This is a genomic window from Sphingobium sp. Ant17, from assembly GCF_000588875.1.
GTDB lineage: Bacteria > Pseudomonadota > Alphaproteobacteria > Sphingomonadales > Sphingomonadaceae > Sphingobium.
Window position 1 is genome coordinate 1 of the sequence record NZ_JEMV01000037.1, and the last position, 19,599, is coordinate 19,599.

The 19,599-nt window shown below is 65.3% G+C and carries 11 protein-coding genes and 4 pseudogenes; all 15 read left to right on the plus strand.

The genetic code is table 11. The features are described from left to right. Positions 1 to 1,319, plus strand: a 1,319-nt coding sequence (locus BF95_RS16085; RefSeq protein ID WP_043152529.1) for an AMP-binding protein, incomplete at its 5' end; no start/stop codon positions are given. A gap of 78 nt (positions 1,320 to 1,397) precedes the next feature. After that, positions 1,398 to 2,629 (plus strand): annotated as a pseudogene (locus BF95_RS16090) (pyridoxal-dependent decarboxylase, exosortase A system-associated). 132 nt (positions 2,630 to 2,761) lie between these two features. After that, complete coding sequence (locus BF95_RS16095; protein WP_043152531.1) at positions 2,762 to 3,406, plus strand: XrtA/PEP-CTERM system exopolysaccharide export protein; 645 nt, start codon at positions 2,762 to 2,764, stop codon at positions 3,404 to 3,406. 1 nt (position 3,407) lies between these two features. Next, positions 3,408 to 4,928 carry an XrtA system polysaccharide chain length determinant gene (locus BF95_RS16100; RefSeq protein WP_043152533.1) on the plus strand — a complete coding sequence of 507 codons (1,521 nt, stop codon included), beginning with the start codon at positions 3,408 to 3,410 and terminating at the stop codon, positions 4,926 to 4,928. Between the two features lie 27 nt (positions 4,929 to 4,955). Continuing rightward, positions 4,956 to 5,879 (plus strand): AAA family ATPase, encoded by a 924-nt coding sequence (locus BF95_RS16105; protein WP_043152535.1) that lies wholly within the window; start codon positions 4,956 to 4,958, stop codon positions 5,877 to 5,879. Then, a complete protein-coding gene (locus BF95_RS16110) occupies positions 5,876 to 7,468 on the plus strand; it encodes a hypothetical protein (protein WP_043152537.1) in 1,593 nt (530 codons plus the stop codon). Before BF95_RS16105 ends, BF95_RS16110 begins: the two co-directional genes overlap by 4 nt. A 25-nt stretch (positions 7,469 to 7,493) precedes the next feature. Next, positions 7,494 to 8,417 (plus strand): annotated as a pseudogene (locus tag BF95_RS29370) (XrtA/PEP-CTERM system-associated ATPase); the annotation flags it as partial. 663 nt (positions 8,418 to 9,080) lie between these two features. Continuing rightward, positions 9,081 to 9,929 carry an XrtA system polysaccharide deacetylase gene (locus BF95_RS16120; RefSeq protein ID WP_043152539.1) on the plus strand — a complete coding sequence of 283 codons (849 nt, stop codon included), beginning with the start codon at positions 9,081 to 9,083 and terminating at the stop codon, positions 9,927 to 9,929. Between the two features lie 2 nt (positions 9,930 to 9,931). Next, the gene (locus tag BF95_RS16125; protein WP_043152542.1) at positions 9,932 to 10,996 is read left to right on the plus strand and encodes a FemAB family XrtA/PEP-CTERM system-associated protein; all 1,065 of its coding nucleotides are present in this window, start codon (positions 9,932 to 9,934) and stop codon (positions 10,994 to 10,996) included. 61 nt (positions 10,997 to 11,057) lie between these two features. Then, positions 11,058 to 12,135: pseudogene (locus tag BF95_RS16130) on the plus strand (FemAB family XrtA/PEP-CTERM system-associated protein). Continuing rightward, on the plus strand, positions 12,132 to 13,355 hold the full coding sequence (locus BF95_RS16135) for a TIGR03087 family PEP-CTERM/XrtA system glycosyltransferase (RefSeq protein WP_043152544.1): 1,224 nt from the start codon (positions 12,132 to 12,134) through the stop codon (positions 13,353 to 13,355). Before BF95_RS16130 ends, BF95_RS16135 begins: the two are co-directional and overlap by 4 nt. Further along, positions 13,352 to 14,887 (plus strand): exosortase A, encoded by a 1,536-nt coding sequence (gene xrtA, locus BF95_RS16140; protein ID WP_043152547.1) that lies wholly within the window; start codon positions 13,352 to 13,354, stop codon positions 14,885 to 14,887. The genes BF95_RS16135 and xrtA overlap by 4 nt, the downstream gene beginning before the upstream one ends. Positions 14,888 to 14,897: 10 nt before the next feature. Beyond that, positions 14,898 to 16,793 (plus strand): XrtA/PEP-CTERM system amidotransferase, encoded by a 1,896-nt coding sequence (locus BF95_RS16145; protein ID WP_043152549.1) that lies wholly within the window; start codon positions 14,898 to 14,900, stop codon positions 16,791 to 16,793. 267 nt (positions 16,794 to 17,060) lie between these two features. Beyond that, positions 17,061 to 18,408, plus strand: a pseudogene (locus tag BF95_RS30750) (exopolysaccharide biosynthesis polyprenyl glycosylphosphotransferase). 2 nt (positions 18,409 to 18,410) lie between these two features. Continuing rightward, positions 18,411 to 19,538 carry a glycosyltransferase family 2 protein gene (locus tag BF95_RS16155; RefSeq protein ID WP_043152550.1) on the plus strand — a complete coding sequence of 376 codons (1,128 nt, stop codon included), beginning with the start codon at positions 18,411 to 18,413 and terminating at the stop codon, positions 19,536 to 19,538. The last annotated feature ends 61 nt before the right edge of the window (positions 19,539 to 19,599 follow it).

The window sequence follows — 19,599 nt, forward strand, 5'->3', positions numbered from 1 at the left end:
TGCCGCTGGCCGCGCCGCGCGCGGGCCTCGTCCATGTGCCGGTCAACCCGCTGCTCAAACATGCCCAGGTCGCCCATATCCTGTCCGACAGCGGGGCGGCGATGCTGATCGGCACGGCCGCGCGACTCGACAGCCTGCAGCCCGGCGACGTGCCGCCCACCTGCCATCTGCACCGCGAAGATGACGCCGCCTGCGCCATGAGCGGCGGCGAAGCGATCGGCCCGTCCGATGCGGGGCCCAATGCGCTGGCCGCCATCCTCTACACCAGCGGATCGACCGGACGGCCCAAGGGCGTGATGCTCAGCCACGCCAATCTCTGGCTGGGCGCCGTGGCGGTGGCCGACTATCTTGGCATGGGCGCGGACGATCGCACCGCTTGCGTCCTGCCGTTCAGTTTCGACTATGGCCAGAACCAGCTCTTCTCCACCTGGATCTCCGGTGGCTGCGTCTATCCGCTCGACTATCTGACCCCGCGCGACGTGATGAAGCTGGTTGACCGGCGCGACATCACGACCCTGGCTGGGGTGCCGCCGCTCTGGGTGCAACTGACAGAGTTGGACTGGCCAACCGAAGTCGCGGCCAAGCTCAAGCGCCTGACAAACAGCGGCGGCGCGCTGACCCGGCCCCTGGTGGCGAAACTGCGCGCCCTGTTCCCCCGCGCCGACCTCTATCCCATGTACGGCCTGACCGAAGCCTTCCGCTCCACCTATCTCCCGCCTGCCCTGGTGGACAGCCACCCCGATTCGATGGGCAGCGCCATCCCCTTTGCCGAGATACTCGTGCTGCGCCCTGACGGCAGCGTCACGGACGATGACGAGCCGGGCGAACTCGTCCATTGCGGGCCATTGGTGGCGCAGGGCTATTGGCGCGACGCCGCCCGCACCGCCGAACGCTTCAAGCCCGCGCCGACGGCCTCCCGCTATGGCGGGATGGCGGTCTGGTCGGGCGACACGGTGCGGCGCGATGCGCAGGGGCTGCTTTATTTCGTCGGCCGCGATGATGCCATGATCAAGTCGGCGGGCAATCGCATCAGTCCGACCGAGATAGAGGAAGCCGCCGTCGCTGTCGCTGGTGTTGCCGAAGCGGTGGCGCTGGGGATCAAGGATGATTGGCTGGGGCAGGTGGTCCGGCTGCTGCTGCGCGCCGACGATCCGGCGGTCGCGCAAACGGTCGCCGCCCACCTCAAAAACGAACTGCCCAATTATATGCAGCCAAGGGACATCCTTGTGCTGAAAGAATTTCCCAGCAATCCCAACGGCAAAACCGACCGAGTCGCCCTCGCGCACCAACATGGTGCTCCTGCGAAGGCAGGAGCCTAGGGTGAGGGGCGTGACATATCGTCCTGGACTCCTGCTTTGGCAGGAGCACGTTGTTATGAAGCTGAGAGGGTTTTACAGATGAAGCCGATGGGACCGATCCCGGCCTGGTTCGCAGGCGAGGAGGGCATGTTGCTGGTCGGCGGCTGCGGGGCGGCCAGTCTGGTGGATGAAGCAGGCGATACCCCGCTCTTCGCCTATGACATGGCAATTATCGAGGCGCAGGTCCGGCGCTTTCGGGCCGCGATGCCTGCGACCTTGCACCTCCATTATGCGATCAAGGCCAACCCCTATGCGCCCTTGCTCGCCCGGATGACAGACCAGGTCGACGGCTTCGACATCGCGTCGGGCGGAGAACTCGCCATGGCATTGGCGGCGGGCATGGACCCGGATCGGATCAGCTTCGCTGGTCCCGGCAAGCGCGACGATGAACTGACCGCTGCCATCTTCGCCGGGGTGACGATCAACCTGGAGTCCGAAGGGGAGGGGCGTCGCGCGCTCGCCATGGCCGATAAGGTTGGCAAGGCGCCGCGCCTGGCCGTGCGGGTCAACCCGGACTTCGATCTCAAGGGCTCGGGCATGCGGATGGGGGGCGGGGCCAAGCCCTTCGGCGTGGACGCCGATCGCGCTGCGGCGCTCGCGCGCACGCTGATGGACGGCGGGGCCGACTGGCGCGGCTGGCACATCTTTGCCGGCTCGCAAAATCTCGACACCATGGCGATCATCGAGACGCAGGCCGCTACGTTGGCGTTGGCGGCCCGGCTGTCGGACGCGGTCGGGGCAACGCCGCCGCTCGTCAATCTGGGCGGCGGCTTTGGCCTCGCTTATTTCCCCGGCGACGTCCCGCTCGATATCCGCCCCATCGGCGTTGCCCTGGACAGCGCGCTCGACACATTGCCCGACATCCTCAAACCCACCCATTTCGCGATCGAACTCGGACGTTGGCTGGTCGGTGAGTGCGGCGTCTATTTGACCCGTGTCGTGGATGTGAAGGTCAGCCAGGGCGAAACCTTCGTCGTCGTCGATGGCGGCCTGCATCATCAACTCGCCGCCAGCGGCAATTTCGGCACCGTGATCCGCCGCAACTATCCCATCGCTGTCGCCAACCGCTTCGGCGCGGACCCGGCTGACGATCCTGTGACGGTCGTTGCTGTCTCTGCACCCCGATCGATCGGCTCGGCGACAAGGTGGCATTGCCGCCCGTGCAGGAAGGCGACCTCATTGCCATCTTCCTCGCCGGAGCCTATGGCGCATCGGCCAGCCCAACCGCTTTTCTTGGTCACCCAAGTCCTCGCGAACTATTACTTGGCTGATTACTGTGTACTAAACTCCTAACGGTATCTTTACCCTTTGACGGCATGAAGAGGTCCAAAGCCCTATGCTGAACGCCATGCCTTACCCTCTTAGGCAGCCGGTCACGCATAGCCGCACAAAGAGGTGAGAATATGCGTTTCCTGTCCGTGTCCAGGCTTCTGATCGGTGCATCCTTGCCCGCCCTTGCCCTGTCGGGCTGCGCGTCGGTGCCTTCAGGCCCGCAACTGCCCCCGGCGTCCTTCGTGTCGACGCAGGAAGGCCCGGGCGAAGAATATATCATCGGCCCGCTCGATGATCTCACCATCTTCGTGTGGCGCAACCCCGAATTGGGGGCCAAGGTCCAGGTGCGACCAGACGGGCGCATCACCACGCCGCTGATCACCGACATGCCGGCCGTGGGAAAGACGCCTCGGATGCTGTCGGACGACATCAAATTGGCGCTGACCAAATATATCGAAAATCCCCTCGTCTCGGTCATCGTCAATAATTTCAGCGGCACCTTCAGTCAGCAGGTTCGGATCGTCGGCGCGACGGACAAGCCCGCCTCCATCCCCTATCGCGCCAACATGACCTTGCTCGATGCGATGATCTCGGTCGGCGGCCTGTCGGAATTTGCCGCGGGCAACCGTGCGCGCCTCGTTCGTTTCGACAAGAAGAGCGGCAAGCAAAAGGAATATCAGGTCCGCCTAAACGACCTTCTCAAGAAGGGCGATACGCGCGCCAACGTCATGCTCGCCCCCGGCGACGTCATCATCATCCCCGAAAGCATGTTCTGATATGGCCGGTCTCTACGACGAATTGCTGGTCCTGCTCCATGGCATTTGGAGCCGCCGCTGGATCGCGCTGGGCGTCGCCTGGGGCGTGGCCATGCTCGGCTGGCTGGGCGTCGCACTGATCCCTAACAGCTATGAGTCCAAGGCGCGGGTCTATGTCAGCACCCAGTCGCTGCTGGAGGATAAGGTCGGCATTACCCAGGTCCAGTCGCAGCAGGAATTGGAGCGCGTCCGCAGCACGCTCGCCAGCGCGAAGAATCTGGAAAAGGTCGTGCGTGAGACCGATCTGTCGCAGGGCATCTCCGGCCCGCGCGACGTTGCCGCGAAGATCTCGACCCTGCGTGAAAATATCACCGTCATGTCGCAGGCCGATCCCAGCATGATCGACATCAGCGCCGTATCGGCCGATTCGAGCCTGTCGGATGGCGCGAATGCGCGGATCGCGCAGCAGGTGGCGCAGAAGCTGATCGACATTTTCCAGGAAGAAAATCTTTCTGGCGACCGGACCCAGACCAAGCAGAGCATCGCCTTCCTCGACGAACAGGTTGCCGAGCGCGCCAAGCAGATGGAGGCCGCAGACCAGCGCCGCGTCGAATTTGCGCAGCGCTACGTCGGCCTGTTGCCGGGGGCGGGGTCCATCAGCCAGCGGATGGACGCCGCGCGAATGGAGATCAACCAGATCGATTCGCAGCTGGTGCAGGCGCAAAGCGCCCTGAGCGCCATGAACGGTCAATTGGCGGGCACTCCGCAAAGCCTGCCGGGTGTCGGCGCGTCTGGCGGCCCTTCGGCCCTGGGCCAGGCCCAGTCGAACCTTGCGGGCATGCGCGCGCGCGGCTGGACCGCCAACCATCCCGACGTGATCGCGGCGCAGCGTGAAGTCGATGCCTTGCGCCGTCAGGGCGGCGGCAGCGCAGGCGGCGGCGGTGGCACGCCCAATCCCGCCTATCTGTCGATCAAATCGATGCAGGCCGAACGCGCTGCCACTGTACAGGCGCTCTCCGCGCGCAAGGCACAGTTGCAAGGCGACCTCAACGCCATGATGGCCAGGCAGGTCGATGAGCCGGGCATCGCGTCGGAGCAGGAAAAGCTCGACCGCGATTATGAAGTGCTCAAGACCCAATATGACAAGCTGCTCGCTGACCGCGAGGAAATCCGCTTGCGCGGCGAGGTGAAGTCAGAAACCGGATCGGTCCAGTTCCGCGTTATCAACCCGCCCAGCGTTCCTACCGCCCCGACCGCACCCAACCGGCCGCTGCTGTTGCTCGGTGTGCTGATCGTCGGCATCGGCGCTGGCGTCGGCGTCGCCTTCGCCATGGGCCAGCTCAAGGGAACATTCCCCACCGCCGCCCGGCTGGAGCGAGCGATCGGCCTGCCGGTCGCCGGTTCGATCAGCCAGGCGGTCAGTGCGACGCAGGTCGCCGTCGAAAAGCAGCGGATGAAGTGGTTTGCGGGTGCCAGCGGCGGCTTGGCCGCGGTCTGTCTGCTGCTGATCGTCGTCGAATTCGTCCAGCGTGGCATGGCTTGAGATGTGGGCGTGAAGGAACCAGGACATATGAACCAGCATAGCCCCATCAAAGGCGGGTCGCTGATCGAGCGCGCCACCGAAATCTATGATTTCAGCGCCGCCCTGCGCGGTCGTGCCGCCCCTGTGGTCGAAATGCCCGCCGATGCGCCGCCGCTAGCCGAGCCAGTCATCGTACCGCCCGCTGCCCTGGCGGAGGCTCCGGCCTTCCGCGCCTTGCCCTGGACCGGCCCGGTGCAGCCGATCGACCGGATCGCGCTGGCGGAAGCAGGCTTCCTGCAGCCCGACGGCGCGGTCACCGCGATGAGCGAGGAATTTCGCCTGCTCAAGCGCGACCTGCTCGCCCAGTTGCAGGACAATAAGCGCGGTAACCGCATCCTTGTCTGCTCGCCCCATAGCGGCGATGGCAAGAGCTTCTGCGCGATCAATCTGGCGCTCAGCCTCGCGGCCGAAAAGGATCGCGAAATCCTGCTGATCGACGCCGATTTCGGCAAGCCCGGCATCCCTGCCGCGCTCGGGCTGGAGGCTGGCCCTGGCCTGATGGATGCGCTCGCCGATCCGACGGTGGCGATCGAGGATTGCGTGATCCGTACCGACATGCCCTCGCTCTCGATCCTGCCCGCCGGACAGCGCAGCAATGCCGACACCGAATTTCTCTCCTCCGCCCGCACCGAACAACTGCTCGCGCGCCTGACCGAGGGACGGCCCGACCGCATCCTCGTGTTCGATTCGCCACCGCTGCTGGCGGCCTCGCCCGCCGCCGTGCTGGCCAGTCATGTCGCCATCGCCCTGCTGGTGGTGCGGGCCGACAAGACCAGCGAAGCCGCCGTGCGCGATGCGATCGGCCTGCTCAAGGGCGGGGCGCAGGTCCAGCTTCTGCTTAACGCCGTCCGCTTCGCTGGCGGCGGTCGCCGTTTCGGCAGCTATTATGCCAAGGGGGAAACCCGCTCATGACCCGCAACTGGATTTGCGGCGCATCGCTTGTCGCGCTGGCCACCGCCGCCACGCCCGCACTGGCGCAGGACACGCAGCGTCGCGCAAACGTCACGCCCTATATCGGCATCGATCAGGTCGTCACCGGCCCGCTCAAGGGCGGCGGCGACGTGCTGACCTACACCAATGTCACGGCTGGCGTGACGGCCGAAGTCCAGAATCGCCGGGTCGAAGCGGTGATCGATGTTCAGTATAATCACAGCTTCGGCTGGAGCCGCCAGACGCCGGATCAGGATGTCCTAAGCGGCATCGCGAGTGCGCGCGTCAACCTGGCGCGCGGCCTTTCGCTCAACGCAGGCGGCTTGGCGACGCGGGTGCGGACCGATGGTCTGTCGGGCGCGACGTCGTTCAACGACAATAGCTTCACCAGCCAGGTCTTTGCCGGCTATGTCGGCCCGTCCTACACGACGCAGCTTGGCGACTTCACCGTCAATGGCTCCTACCAATTGGGCTATGCGCGGGTCGAAGACAGCGTCAACGCCGACCTTTCCGGCGCGCAGGGCGGTGCCTTTGCCGACAGTTGGACGCACAGCTTGCTGGGCTCGGTCGGTTTTGCGCCCGGCACGCTGTTGCCGGTTGGGCTGACCGCCAGCGCAGGCTATAATCGCGAAGACGCCAGCCAGCTTGACCAGCGGTTCGAAAATGCCTGGGGTCGGCTCGATGCCACCCTGCCGGTTTCGCGCACCGTCGCGCTGATCGGCGGCATCGGCTATGAAAAGATCGAGATCAGCCAGCGTCCGCCACAACGCGCGGCCGACGGCACGCCGCTCATCCGCAACGGCCGTTACGTCACCGACAAAAGCACGCCGCGCGCGCTCATCTATAATTTCGACGACATCATCTGGGATGCGGGCGTCCTGTGGCGGCCCAGCCGTCGCACATCGCTCAGCGCGCGGGTGGGCGAACGCTATGGCGGCATGACCTATCAGGGCAGCTTCACGTGGCAGGGTCAGGACAGCAGCTTTGGTGTCATGGTCTTCGACGGCATCGACAGTTTCGGCCGCATGATCATGGCCGATGTCGCGGCCGTGTCGGGCAGCAGCCTCAATGTCGTGCGCAACCCGTTCACCGGTGATCTCACCGGCTGCGCCTTCTCGACCACCGGCGGCGGCCAATGTTTCAACGATTCGCTATCGGGCATCACCGATGCCAACTTCCGCTATCGCGGCGTCGCGGCGCAATATGCGCTGCGGCGGGGGCCATGGGGCTGGGGCCTTGGTGCTGGCTATTCGCAGCGCAAATTCATAACGCCGCAGGGGCAGAGCGTGTTGATCAGCGGATCGCGTGACGAAAACTGGTACGGCAACGGCTCGGTCAGCTATACGTTCAGCCAAAGCGACAGCATGGACCTCGTCACCTACATCAATTATTTCGATGCCAGTGGCGATCGGCCGGATGTGCTGAACTTCGGTGCGTTCACCAGCTATTACAAGACTCTGACCCGGCGCTTGTCCGCGTCGGCATCCGTCGGCCTGGACGGCGTTCAGGCGGACGATTTCGAAACCATCATCAGCGCGTTGGGCCAGGTCGGCCTGCGCTACAGCTTCTAACGGGTCGGCCTGGGGAGACGAAGATATGTATGACCAATTTTACGGCTTGCAGGGTCGCCCGTTCCAGCTGACGCCGGACCCGCATTATTATTTTGAAAGCGCCACCCACCGCAAGGCGCTGTCATACCTCGGCTATGGCCTCGCGCAGGGTGAAGGCTTCATCGTCATCACCGGCGACATCGGCGCGGGCAAGACGACGCTGGTCGGTCACCTGATGCAGACGATCGACCCTTCGCGGCTCACCGCGGTCAAGATCGTCTCGACCCAGGTGCAGGGCGACGACATGCTGCGTCTGGCCGCGCAAAGCTTTGGCCTGGCCACCGATGGCATGACGAAGGCGGCGACGCTGCAGCAGGTGGAAGCCTATCTGCACATGCAGGCGCGCGCCGGACGGCGCACCCTGCTAATCGTGGACGAGGCGCAAAATCTGGCGGTCTCGGCGATCGAGGAGCTGCGGATGCTCTCCAATTTTCAGCTCGGCGGCCAGTCGCTGCTGCAGATTTTCCTGCTCGGCCAGCCCGAATTTCGCGATCTGCTGAAATCCCCGCAACTCGAACAATTGCGCCAACGCGTCATCGCCACCCATCATCTTGAACCGATGATGGCCAAGGAGGTCGAACCCTATGTCATCCATCGGCTGACGATCGCGGGCTGGGACGGTCGCCCGATCTTCACGCGGGAGGCCTTTGCCGCGCTTTACGCCGCAACCGGCGGTGTGCCCCGTCGGCTGAACGCGTTGGTCAGCCGCGTCCTGCTGATGGGCGCGATCGAGCAGTTGGAGACGATCGACGCGACGTGGTGCAGGCGGTCGTGGCCGATATGGGGCTGGATATCGACGTCGCGCCAGCCGCGATGACGCCGTCCATGCTGGACGATGTCGAGGAAGATCCCGTCGCCATCGCCCCGGAACCTGCGGTCGAAGCTGAGCCGGAAGTGGAAGCGGCTGAATGGCATCCGGTTGCGGAAGCCCACGACACGCCATTGGAAGCAATGCCGGAAGCGGACCTGATTGACGATCGCTGGCCCGCTGCGTCCGCCCGATCGGATGCTGAGGTCGCGGACGAACCGGTCGCACTGGAGGACAACCCGGCACAGGATGACGATACCGATGTCGGCTTCGCCTCGCCCTATGACCAGTCCGACTGGTCATCGCAGCGTCCCCCCTTCGCGCCGCCCGTGGACGCGGTCATCGACGCGGAAGACGACCAGCCCGAGGTCGCCCTGTCCGATGAGCTGCAGGCCAAGATCGCCGACATGGACGAAGCCGACGCGGCCCTGGCCAAAACCATCGATCCGCAAGCCGTCGAGATGCTGCGCCATGACATGCTGGCCGAAATCGAAGCGCTGCGCGCCGAAATCGCCTCGTTGCGCTCGGTACAGGCGCATGTTCCCTTCGTGCCTGCCCAGGCTATCGATCCCGAAGCGCTCAAGGATTGCTTCACCCTGATCGAGGAACGGCTGTCATCGCTGGAATTTCGCGCCGAGGAGCAGGATACGGCGCTCCGCCGGGTGCTGACCCTGTTGGTCGACTGGGTCGAGCGCGAAGATCGCATGACGGGGGCGACGCAGAACAGCGTCGCTGCCTGACGGCTCGATGCGCTGGAATAGGTGAATGATGCAGAACGCCCTGTCGGTCGATGTCGAGGACTGGTTCCAGGTCGGCGCGTTCGAGCGCACGATCCGTCGCGCCGATTGGGATGGGCTGACTCACCGGGTCGAGCGCAATACCGACGCGGTGCTCGACCTGTTCGCGCAGGCGGACGTCAAGGCGACCTTCTTCACCCTGGGCTGGGTCGCCGAACGTTACCCCGCTTTGATGCGGCGCATTGCCGACGCCGGGCATGAGGTCGCCAGCCATGGCTATGACCATGAACGCGTTTTTACCTTCACCCCCGAAGCCTTCCGTGCCGACCTGCGCAAGGCTCGCGCGATCCTGGAGGATACCAGCGGGCAGGCGGTCACCGGCTATCGCGCGCCCAGCTTCTCGATCGACACGCGCACGCCCTGGGCGCATCCCATCTTGGCGGAGGAGGGCTATCGCTATTCCTCCAGCGTCGCGCCGATCCGGCACGACCATTATGGCTGGCCGCAATCGCCGCGCTTCGCCTGGAAGCCGGTGGCGGGCTCCGATCTGGTCGAACTACCGGTGACGACCGCGAAACTGGGGCAGCGCACGCTGGCCGCGGGCGGTGGCGGCTTTTTCCGGCTGCTGCCCTATGGCTTCTCCCGCTGGGCCATCCGGCAGGTCAATGATCAGGCCGGGCGACCCGCGATCATCTATTTCCACCCTTGGGAAATCGACCCGGACCAGCCGCGCGTCGCGGACGCACCGCTCCGCTCGCGCTTACGCCATTACAGCAACCTGTCGGTCATGGCCGCCAAGCTGCGCCGCCTGACCCGCGACTTCGCCTGGACACGCGTCGATGCATTGGCCGATGCCGAAGCGGCGCGGGCCGCTTGACCATGGGGCAGGCGGCCACACCTTTCGTCACGATGATGGACCTGACCGATCCGGCGCAGGTGCAGGCGGTCGATGCCTATGTCATGCGCCATGCCGACGGTACGCCCTTTCACCGGCCTGCCTGGCTATTGGCGGTGGAGGAGGGAACAGGTAATCCCGCGCTGCTGCTCGCGGCGGTCGGCCATTCGGGCGGCATCAGCGGCCTGTTGCCGCTGCATCATGTGCAAAGCCGTCTGTTCGGACAGGCGCTTGTTTCGACCGCCTTTGCCGTCGATGGCGGTATATTGGCGGACAATGATCGCGCCGTGGCGGCCTTGGTCAGCGCAGCCGAAGATCTGGCGCGCAGTCGCGGCGGCCTGTCGCTGGAACTGCGCGGCGGACCCGCCCCCGGCACTGCATGGGAGCAGCGCGCGGACCAGCATGTCGGCTTCGTGCGACCAATCGCCGCCGACGATGACGCAGAACTGCTCGCCATCCCGCGCAAGCATCGTGCAGAACTCCGCAAGGCACTGGCGAACCCCGCCTTGACGGTCGACATCGGCCGCAGTCGCCAGCATCTGCGCGACCATTATCGCGTCTATGCCACCAGCGTCCGCAACCTTGGCACCCCGGTATTCCCCGCGCGGCTGTTCCGCGCGGTGCTGGACCGGTTCGGCGATGACGCCGACATCTTGATCGTGCGCGAAGGCGACCGACCCGTCTCGGCCGTGCTGACGCTCTATCATCGCGGTCGGGTGATGCCCTATTGGGGTGGTGGCCTCGCCGATGCCCGGCGGCTGCGCTCCAACGAACTCCTATATTACCGCTTGATGGGCCATGGCCGCGCACGCGGCATGACGGAATTTGATTTCGGCCGTTCCAAAGTGGATAGCGGGCAGGCCGCCTGGAAAAAAAGTTTCGGCTTCGCGCCCCGCGCGCTGACCTATTATGAATGGTCGCCCGATGGCCTTAAGCGGGACGTTAACCCCCAGAGCAAGAAATATCAGCGGCGCATCGCGCTGTGGAAAAAACTGCCCCTGCCGGTGGCCAATCTTGTCGGCCCGTTCATCGCGCGCGGCCTGGGGTGAAACACGTCATATATGCTATGCCGACCATCGGGTCGGACGGGGGCCGGGGGGTGAGTGGGACATGGCGTTCATGCAAGGGATAACGGAGTTGGGCCTCATCGTCGAAGAGGCGCATCTTTCGGATGCGACGGAGGTCGCCGCGATCGACGCTTGGGTCTGCGCCCATCCCGCGTCGACGCCCTTTCATCGTCCCGGCTGGATCATGGGGGTTCAGGACGGCACGGGGCAGAAAGGCCGGATGCTCGTCGCGTGGCTCGGCAGTCAGATCGTCGGCATTCTCCCGCTCACCTATATCCGGTCGATGCTGTTTGGCCGCGCCTGGTGGGTAGTGGGTTCGCCGTCGACGGCGGCATCCTGACGACCCAACGCAAGGCTGGAGCCGCGCTTGCCGACGCCGCCTGGACTCTGGCGGAGAAGTTGGGCTGCGCCACGCTCGAACTGCGCGGTGGCGAAGCGCCTGCCGGTCTCGCCTGGCAGGCCAAGGCCGACGCCTATCTCGGCTTCGCCCGCCCACTCGCTGCGGACGATGACACGGAACTCAAGGCGGTACCCAAGCGCCACCGTGCCGAAATCCGTAAGGGCCTCGCGAACGATCTGACGTTCGAAAGCGGCCGCGACAAGCGGCTGCGCGACATTCATTACCGTCTCTACGCCCATAGCGTCCACCATCTGGGCACCCCGGTCTTTCCTCGCGCGCTATTCGACGGCGTGCTGGACCGGCTTGGCGCGGATGCCGACATCGCCGTCGTGTCGAAGGACGGCAAGCCCTTGTCGGCGGTCATCAGCCTCTATCATGGCGGCGCATGCATGCCCTATTGGCATGGCGCGGCAGACGGCGCGCGGACGATGCGCTCGAACGAAGCGCTCTATTTCCTGCTGATGCGCCAGGCGCGCGAGCGCGGCTGCACGACCTTCGATTTCGGCCGGTCGAAGGTCGGCACTGGCCCCGCCGCCTGGAAAAAAGCTGGGGCTTCGAAGGCGAACCGCTCGGCTATCATCTGCGCACCGCGCCGGGCAAGGAGACGCGCGACGTCAATCCGCTCTCGCTCCAATATCGGCGCAAGGTCGAATATTGGAAAAAGCTCCCCGAAAGCCTCGCGACGCTGATCGGCCCGCATATCGCGCGGGGCCTTGGATGACGGGCGATATTCTCTTCCTCTGCCATCGCATCCCCTTTCCGCCCGATCGGGGCGACAAGATCCGCTCGTGCAACCTGCTTAAGCGCTTGGCGCAGGTCGCCCCCGTCCATGTCGGCTGCTTCGCCGATGATGATCGCGACATGGGCTTCGCCGGGGAACTGGCCGCCATTGCGCAGAGCCATTGCCTGCTACGGCGCGACAAGTCCAAGGTCGTGGCGGGCCTGACCGGCCTCGCTAAGCGCGAACCGTTGCTGGTTTCGCTGTTCGACCATCCCGGCCTGCACCAGTGGGTCGCGCAAACGCTGGCCGACCGGCCGATCCGCGCCGTCGTCGCCTATTCGGCGCAGATGGCGCATTTCGTCCCCGCGCTGCCGTCCGGCGTCCGCTTCCTCATGGATTTCGTCGATTTCGATTCGGCCAAATATGCCGCCTATGGCGCACAAGGCTCCGGCCCAATGGGCTGGGTCAACCGGCGCGAGGGCCGCGTGCTGCTCGACTTCGAACGTCGCGTCGCCGCCCGCGCCGATATCTGCACCTTCGTCAGCGAAGCGGAAGCGGCCCTGTTCCGCGCCGCCAGCGGCCTTGGCCCCGACCGGATCGTGCCGCTCGAAAATGGTGTCGCGCTCGACTATTTCGATCCCGCCGCTGCCTTTCCCCAGGTGGATCATGGCGATGGCCCCATGCTCGTCTTCACGGGCCAAATGGACTATCGCCCCAATGTCGAGGCAGTTGACAGTTTTGCGCGCCAGACTTTACCCGCCATCCGCGCCGTCCATCCGACCGCCCGCTTCGCCATCGTCGGGCGCAACCCGTCCAAGGCGGTCGAAGCGCTCGCCGCCCAGCCCGGCGTGATCGTCACCGGCGGTGTGCCCGACGTGCGCGGCTGGCTGGCAGCGGCCGACATCGTCGTCGCCCCCTTGCGCATTGCGCGCGGTATCCAGAACAAGGTGCTGGAAGCCATGGCGATGGCCCGCCCGGTCGTCGCTTCGCCCCAAGCCGCCGAAGGGATCGACGCGCAGGATGACCTGCACTTCCTGATCGCCGCCAACCCGGCCGAAGAAGCCGCCAAGATCAACGCCTTGCTCGCCGACCCGGCCCGCGCCGCCCAAGCCGGCCTCGCCGCCCGCGCCCGGATGGAGGCACGCTACCGCTGGTCGGCAACGCTCGCCCATCTGCCCGACCTGCTGTTCGGACCTCAAGCGGGCACCCGCGCCGCATGACCGGCCAGACCTTGTCCATGGCGCGCACCCCGCTCGTCGATCTGACCGGATGGCGCGGCCATCTGACCGCGCTCGGCGTCGTTGCCTTCGCGATCCTGACCCTTTTCTTCGACGATGTGCAGTCGATGGTCTCGATCTGGTGGAATTCCTCCACCTTCGGCCATTGCCTCTTCATCCCGCCGCTCATCGCCTGGCTGGTCCAGCAACGCCTGCCCGGCCTGCGCCAGTTGGAGCCAGTCGCCTGGGCACCGGGGCTCATTTGGCTGGGCCTGGGCGCGCTCGCCTGGTTACTGGGCGCAGCGGCGGGCGTGGCAATGGTTCGCCATGGCGCGATCATCATCCTGTTGCAGGGCGCGACCATCGCGCTGCTCGGCCCCGCGGTAACGCGCGCGCTCATCTTCCCGCTTTTCTACGCCTTCTTCATGGTGCCCTTTGGCGAGGAACTCGTCCCGCCGCTGCAATTGCTGACGGCACAGCTCACCATGATGTTCCTCGACCTGTCCGGGGTGCCCGCCCATATGGAGGGCATCTTCATCACCACGCCGACCGGCTATTTCGAAGTGGCGGAGGCCTGTTCGGGCGCGAAATTCCTGATCGCCATGACCGCCTATGGCGTGTTGGTCTGCAATGTCTGCTTCCGCAGCTGGCCGCGCCGCATCATCTTCATGGTCGGTGCGCTGTCGCTCTCCATCCTTGCCAACGGCGTGCGCGCCTTCGCCACCATCCTGGTCGCGCATCTCACCACCATCGACGCGGCGGTGGGGTTCGACCATGTCGTCTATGGCTGGGTCTTCTTCGCCATCATCATGGTTGTCGTAATGGCGACGGCTTGGCCCTTCTTCGACCGCAAGCCAGGCGATCCCTGGTTCGACCCGCGCCGCTTGCAGGGCGCAGTGGCAAACCACGGATCGGCAGGCCGGGTCGCGGGCATCGCACTGGCGCTGATCGTCGCCGCGCCGCTCTGGCTGGCCACAACCGCCGCCAATGCCGATCCCTTGCCCGCGCGCATCGACTTGCCCGTCATTCAGGGCTGGACCCGCAGCGATACGCCCATGGCTTATCCCTGGAAGCCGCGCTTCGATGGGGCCGATCATGCAACCCTGGGGCGCTATAGCAACGCCAACGGCCAGTTGGTGGATCTCGCCATCATCGCCTATGAACGGCAGGAGGAAGGCCGCGAACTGGTAGGCTTCGGCCAGGGCGCGGCTGATCCCGACAGTGAATGGGTCTGGTCCTCGCCCGCACCCGCGCCACCGGGCGGGCGGGGCGAGCAGATCACCGCCCCCGGCCCGGTCGTGCGCCATGTCGTCAGCTATTATGTCGTGGGCGGCAACGCGCCGACCGGCAGCCGACCGGGCGTCAAGATCGCCACGATGAAGGCCCGCCTGCTGGGCCAGGATCAGCGCGCCGTCGCCATCCTCATCTCCGCCGAAGAAGGGCAGGGGCGTCCCGCCGATGCGGCGATCCGCGCCTTCCTGACCAATATCGGCGACATACAGCTTTTGGCTGACCGCAGCGCGGGCATCCGCTAGAGGGGTTCGCATGTGCGGCATAGCGGGTATCTTTCATCTGGAAACGGCCAAGCCGGTCGATCCTGCGCGGGTCCGCGCCATGCTCGACGCAATGCCGCATCGCGGACCGGACGGCAGCGGCATCTGGACCGCGCCGGGCGTAGGCCTTGGGCATCTGCGCCTCTCGATCATCGACCTGGAATCGGGCGCACAGCCGATGCTGACCGACGACGAGGCGCTGGCGGTCGTGTTCAACGGCGAAATCTATAATTTCGCCGAAGTCCGCGCCGAACTGGAGGCGAAGGGCCATGTCTTTCGCACCCATAGCGACACCGAAGTCATCCTCCACGGCTATCGCCAATGGGGCGAGGAATGCGTCCATCGCTTCAACGGGATGTTCGCCTTCGCCCTGTTCGACGCGCGCGCCCAGTCGCTCTGGCTGGTGCGCGACCGGCTGGGGGTCAAACCGCTCCATTATGCCTTGCTGTCGGATGGCAGCCTGATCTTCGGATCGGAACTCAAAAGCCTGCTCGCCCATCCGCTCCTGCGCCGCGCGCCGGACCTGTCCGCACTCGAAGATTATATGGCCTATGGCTATGTCCCCGACGATGCCTGCCTGGTCGCGGGCGTGCGCAAACTCGGCGCGGGCGAAACGCTCCGCCTGGTGCGCGGCCGCCCCTTGCCCCAGCCGCACCGCTATTGGGACGTCAGCTTCGCCGACCGCACCAAATCCTCACCCCAGGAATCCGAAGAGGAACTGGTTGCCCTGATGCGGCAGGCCGTCCGCTCGCGCATGGTCGCCGACGTGCCGCTGGGTGCGTTCCTGTCGGGCGGGGTGGACAGCAGCAGCGTCGTCGCGCTGATGGCGGAGGCATCTTCCCAAGCCGTCAAGACCTGCACCATCGGCTTCGATGTCGCCGCGCTCGACGAGACAGCCTATGCCGATCGGATCGCGCGGCGCTTCGCCACCGATCATCGCAGCCGCATCGTGTCGCCCGACGATTATGGCCTGATCGACCGGCTCGCCTTTCATTTCGACGAACCCTTTGCCGATGCGTCGGCCCTGCCGACCTTCCGCGTGTGCGAACTGGCGCGCGAGCAGGTGACGGTCGCGCTATCGGGCGACGGCGCGGACGAGGCCTTTGCCGGCTATCGCCGCCACCGTTTCCAGATGCAGGGCGAACGTATTCGCGGCCTCATCCCCGCGTCGATCCGCGAACCCTTGTTCGGGACGCTCGGCAAATATTACCCTAAGGCCGACTGGGCACCGCGCGCGCTGCGGGCCAAATCCACCTTCCTGGAACTGGCGGGCGGCGGCGGCGAAGCCTATGCCGCGTCGGTCGGCGTTACCCCCCATGCCCTGCGCCAGCGCCTCTTTACGCAGGAGGTCAAGGGACGGCTCGGCGGCTATCGCGCCGAAGATCGCTATGTGAAGGCGATGGCCAACGCGCCCGCGCGCGATGCGCTCGACCGGGCGCAATATGCCGACATCAAATATTGGCTGCCCGGCGACATCCTGACCAAGACCGACCGGATGAGCATGGCCGTCAGTTTAGAAGCGCGCGAGCCGCTGCTCGACCATCGCCTCGTCGAATTTGCCGCGCGCCTGCCTGTCAGCCAGCGCATTCGCGGCAATAGCGGCAAATATCTGCTGAAAAAGGCGATGGAGCCTTATCTGCCACAGGACATACTCTATCGCCAGAAAATGGGCTTCGTCACCCCCATCAGCGCCTGGTTCCGCGGCGCGCTGGCGGGCGAAGCCACCGCCATCGCAGGCGGATCGGCGCTGGCCAGGACCGAATGGTTCGACAGCGCCATGCTCGCCCGCATCGCCACCGACCACCGCTTCGGCGTCGCCGACCATGGCCGCCTGCTGTGGCAATTGCTGATGCTCGACAAATCGCTGACGCGATTGTTTGGGGCGTAGAATCATTTCCTTCCTTGAAGCGGAGTTCTCAGATTTCGTCATCCCCGCGAAGGCGGGGACCCATCTCCCAACCTAAAACCAAGGGGATAAGGGGGGGAGATGGATTCCCGCCTTCGCGGGAATGACGCAGTTAAATGAGGCGTGTTCCCCATATGCCGGTCCGCCCCTGCCAGGGGAGGATCAGCATAAGCCGACTCTCATCCTACCCCCTTGCAACCCGCGCCGCCCGGTGCCAACGCAGCGCATGGCGATGATCAGGGCTAAGCAGTGACAGTTTCCAAGGAAATCGTGCGGTTCCGCCTCTACGCGCTGTGCCTGGGCGGGGACATGGCCGGGCTGTTCTGCGCCTTCCTCGCCGCCAACTGGTTCGTGCTGGGCGCGCTGTGGGGCGAGCCGGGCAAGCCGCACGGCCTCGTCATGTTCGCGATGATCGCGCCGCTCTATGCGCTGCTGGCGGTGCAGGGTGGCGGCTATGGCATTCAAAGCCTCAACAATGTCCGGCGTGGCATCGTGCGTGCGCTGCTGGCGTTGGTGCAGGCGGCGCTGCTGATGCTGTTGATCGTCTATCTCGGCAAGATGGCCGAACAATTGTCGCGCCTGACCTTCGTGACCGGCCTTGGCTTGGGCGGCCTTGCGTCGCGCTGGTGCGGCTGGCGATCGCGCGGCTGGCTGGGCAGGTGCTGGGCGACGTGCCTGACCTCACCGTCGTCATCATGGATGGCGTGATGATCGCGACCGGGCCGCATATGACCGTCATCGAAGCCGCCGCCATCGACCTGCGCCCCGAACGCCACGATGCCGACATGGCCGCGCGGCTGGCGAGCGCGGTGGGCATGGCGGAACGCGTAATCGTCGCCTGTCCGCTCAACCGGATGGCCGACTGGTCGGCGGCGCTCAAATCACTGTCGGCCCGGGGCGAGATCGTCGTGCCCGAACTGCTTCGCTTCGCGCCTGCACGGGTCGCCGAATTTGACGGCCAGCCGACCATCATCGTCGCAGGCGGCCCGCTGCAGTTCCGCGACCGGCTGATCAAGCGGCTGTTCGACCTGATCGTTGCCACCGTCGCCACCATCCTCTTCTCGCCGATCCTGATTGGCGCGGCGCTGGCGGTGAAACTGACCAGTCCCGGTCCCATCCTCTTCCGCCAGCCGCGCATCGGCAAGGATGGCCGTTCCTTCTCCATTTACAAATTCCGTTCGATGCGGACAGAGGCCAGCGACACGCACGCCGTGACCCTGACCAAGCGCGACGATGGTCGCGTGACCCCGATCGGTGCCTTCTTGCGCCGGACTAGCATTGACGAATTACCTCAACTTTTCAATGTATTAGAAGGTTATATGAGTATCGTCGCCCACGCCCCCATGCCGCCGCCGCGCGGGCCGGGGACAGCCTCTATTGGGAAGTCGACCCCCGCTATTGGGCGCGCCATTGCATCAAGCCCGGCATGACCGGCCTCGCCCAGGTGCGCGGCCATCGCGGCTCGACCGACCATCATCAGGATCTGATCGACCGGCTCCAATCCGACCTGGAATATGTCAGCGACTGGTCGGTCTGGCGCGACCTGCGCATCATCGTCGCGACCTTGGGCGTCCTCGTCCACCACAAGGCCTATTGAGCATGACCGATTTGCTAATAGGCGTTCTACTGTCCGCTTCGCTGTTCGCTTTGCTGTGGCCCTTCCTCTTCTACCCCTTGATTCTGCGCGCTTTACCGACGCGTCCCGAAGCCCCGACAGCGAACACACCACCCAGCGCCTCGCTGCTCTTCTGCGCCTATAATGAAGCCCATGCGATGCCGGAAAAGCTGGCCAATATCGCCATGCTCAAGGTCCGCCATCCGGGGCTGGAATGCCTGGCCTTCGACGATGGCTCGTCCGACGGCACCGGCGACCTGATCGCCGCCCAGGGCGATCTCGTCACCCTGATCCGTGGCCCCGGCCGCACGGGCAAGGCGCATGGCATGAAGCAACTCGCCGCCCGTGCCACAGGTGACGTGCTGATCTTCACTGACGCCAATGTCCTCCTCGACCCGCAAGCCATCGACAATCTGCTCGCCCGCTATGCCGACCCCGCGATTGGCGGCGTGCTAGGGTCGCTCCACTATATCGGCGCGGATGAAAGCGCGACCGCCTCGGTCGGCTCGCTCTACTGGCGGATCGAGGAAGGGTTGAAGGACGAGGAGTCGCGCACCGGCAATGTGCTGGGCGCAGACGGTTCCATCTTCTCCATCCGCCGCAGCCTCTATCCCGATTTCCCTGACAGCGTGCTCGATGACCTGACCGTCTCAATGGCGGTGGTGTTCGCGGGCAAGCGCCTGGTGAAGGCCAAGGATGTCATCGCCCGCGAACGGCTGGTGACCGGGCGCAAGGACGAATATCGCCGCAAAGTGCGGATCGCTGCCCGCGCCTGGCACACCCATGTCCATCTGCGCCCGCAGTTGCGCCGGATGGCCGCGATCGACCGGTTCAAATATGCCTCGCGCAAGATCGTGCGCTGGTTCGGCGGCGTCTTCATCCTGACCGGCGCGATTGCGGCGGGGACGCTGGCGATGCGGATTTCACCCATGCTCTATATGGTCGGCGCGCTCTCCGTTGCTCTGACGATCTGGGCCGGGGTGCGCGCGAAAAGCGGGCCGTTCGCGGCGCTGGTCGATATATTCATCGCTTATGCCGCAACCCTGCAGGGCGTGATCAAGGCCATGACTGGCCGCACCGTCACCATCTGGAATCCGGCCAAGTCGCGCTGACCCCCTCGTCAAAGCGTCACGATATTGTATAGCCCATCCCCTGTTCCCAAGCGGAGAATGA

Coding starts and splice junctions, on each gene's coding strand:
- BF95_RS16095 (WP_043152531.1), top strand. CDS start 2,762: ATGCGTTTCCTGTCCGTGTCCAGGCTTCTGATCGGTGCATCCTTGCCC.
- BF95_RS16100 (WP_043152533.1), top strand. CDS start 3,408: ATGGCCGGTCTCTACGACGAATTGCTGGTCCTGCTCCATGGCATTTGG.
- BF95_RS16105 (WP_043152535.1), top strand. CDS start 4,956: ATGAACCAGCATAGCCCCATCAAAGGCGGGTCGCTGATCGAGCGCGCC.
- BF95_RS16110 (WP_043152537.1), top strand. CDS start 5,876: ATGACCCGCAACTGGATTTGCGGCGCATCGCTTGTCGCGCTGGCCACC.
- BF95_RS16120 (WP_043152539.1), top strand. CDS start 9,081: ATGATGCAGAACGCCCTGTCGGTCGATGTCGAGGACTGGTTCCAGGTC.
- BF95_RS16125 (WP_043152542.1), top strand. CDS start 9,932: ATGGGGCAGGCGGCCACACCTTTCGTCACGATGATGGACCTGACCGAT.
- BF95_RS16135 (WP_043152544.1), top strand. CDS start 12,132: ATGACGGGCGATATTCTCTTCCTCTGCCATCGCATCCCCTTTCCGCCC.
- xrtA (WP_043152547.1), top strand. CDS start 13,352: ATGACCGGCCAGACCTTGTCCATGGCGCGCACCCCGCTCGTCGATCTG.
- BF95_RS16145 (WP_043152549.1), top strand. CDS start 14,898: ATGTGCGGCATAGCGGGTATCTTTCATCTGGAAACGGCCAAGCCGGTC.
- BF95_RS16155 (WP_043152550.1), top strand. CDS start 18,411: ATGACCGATTTGCTAATAGGCGTTCTACTGTCCGCTTCGCTGTTCGCT.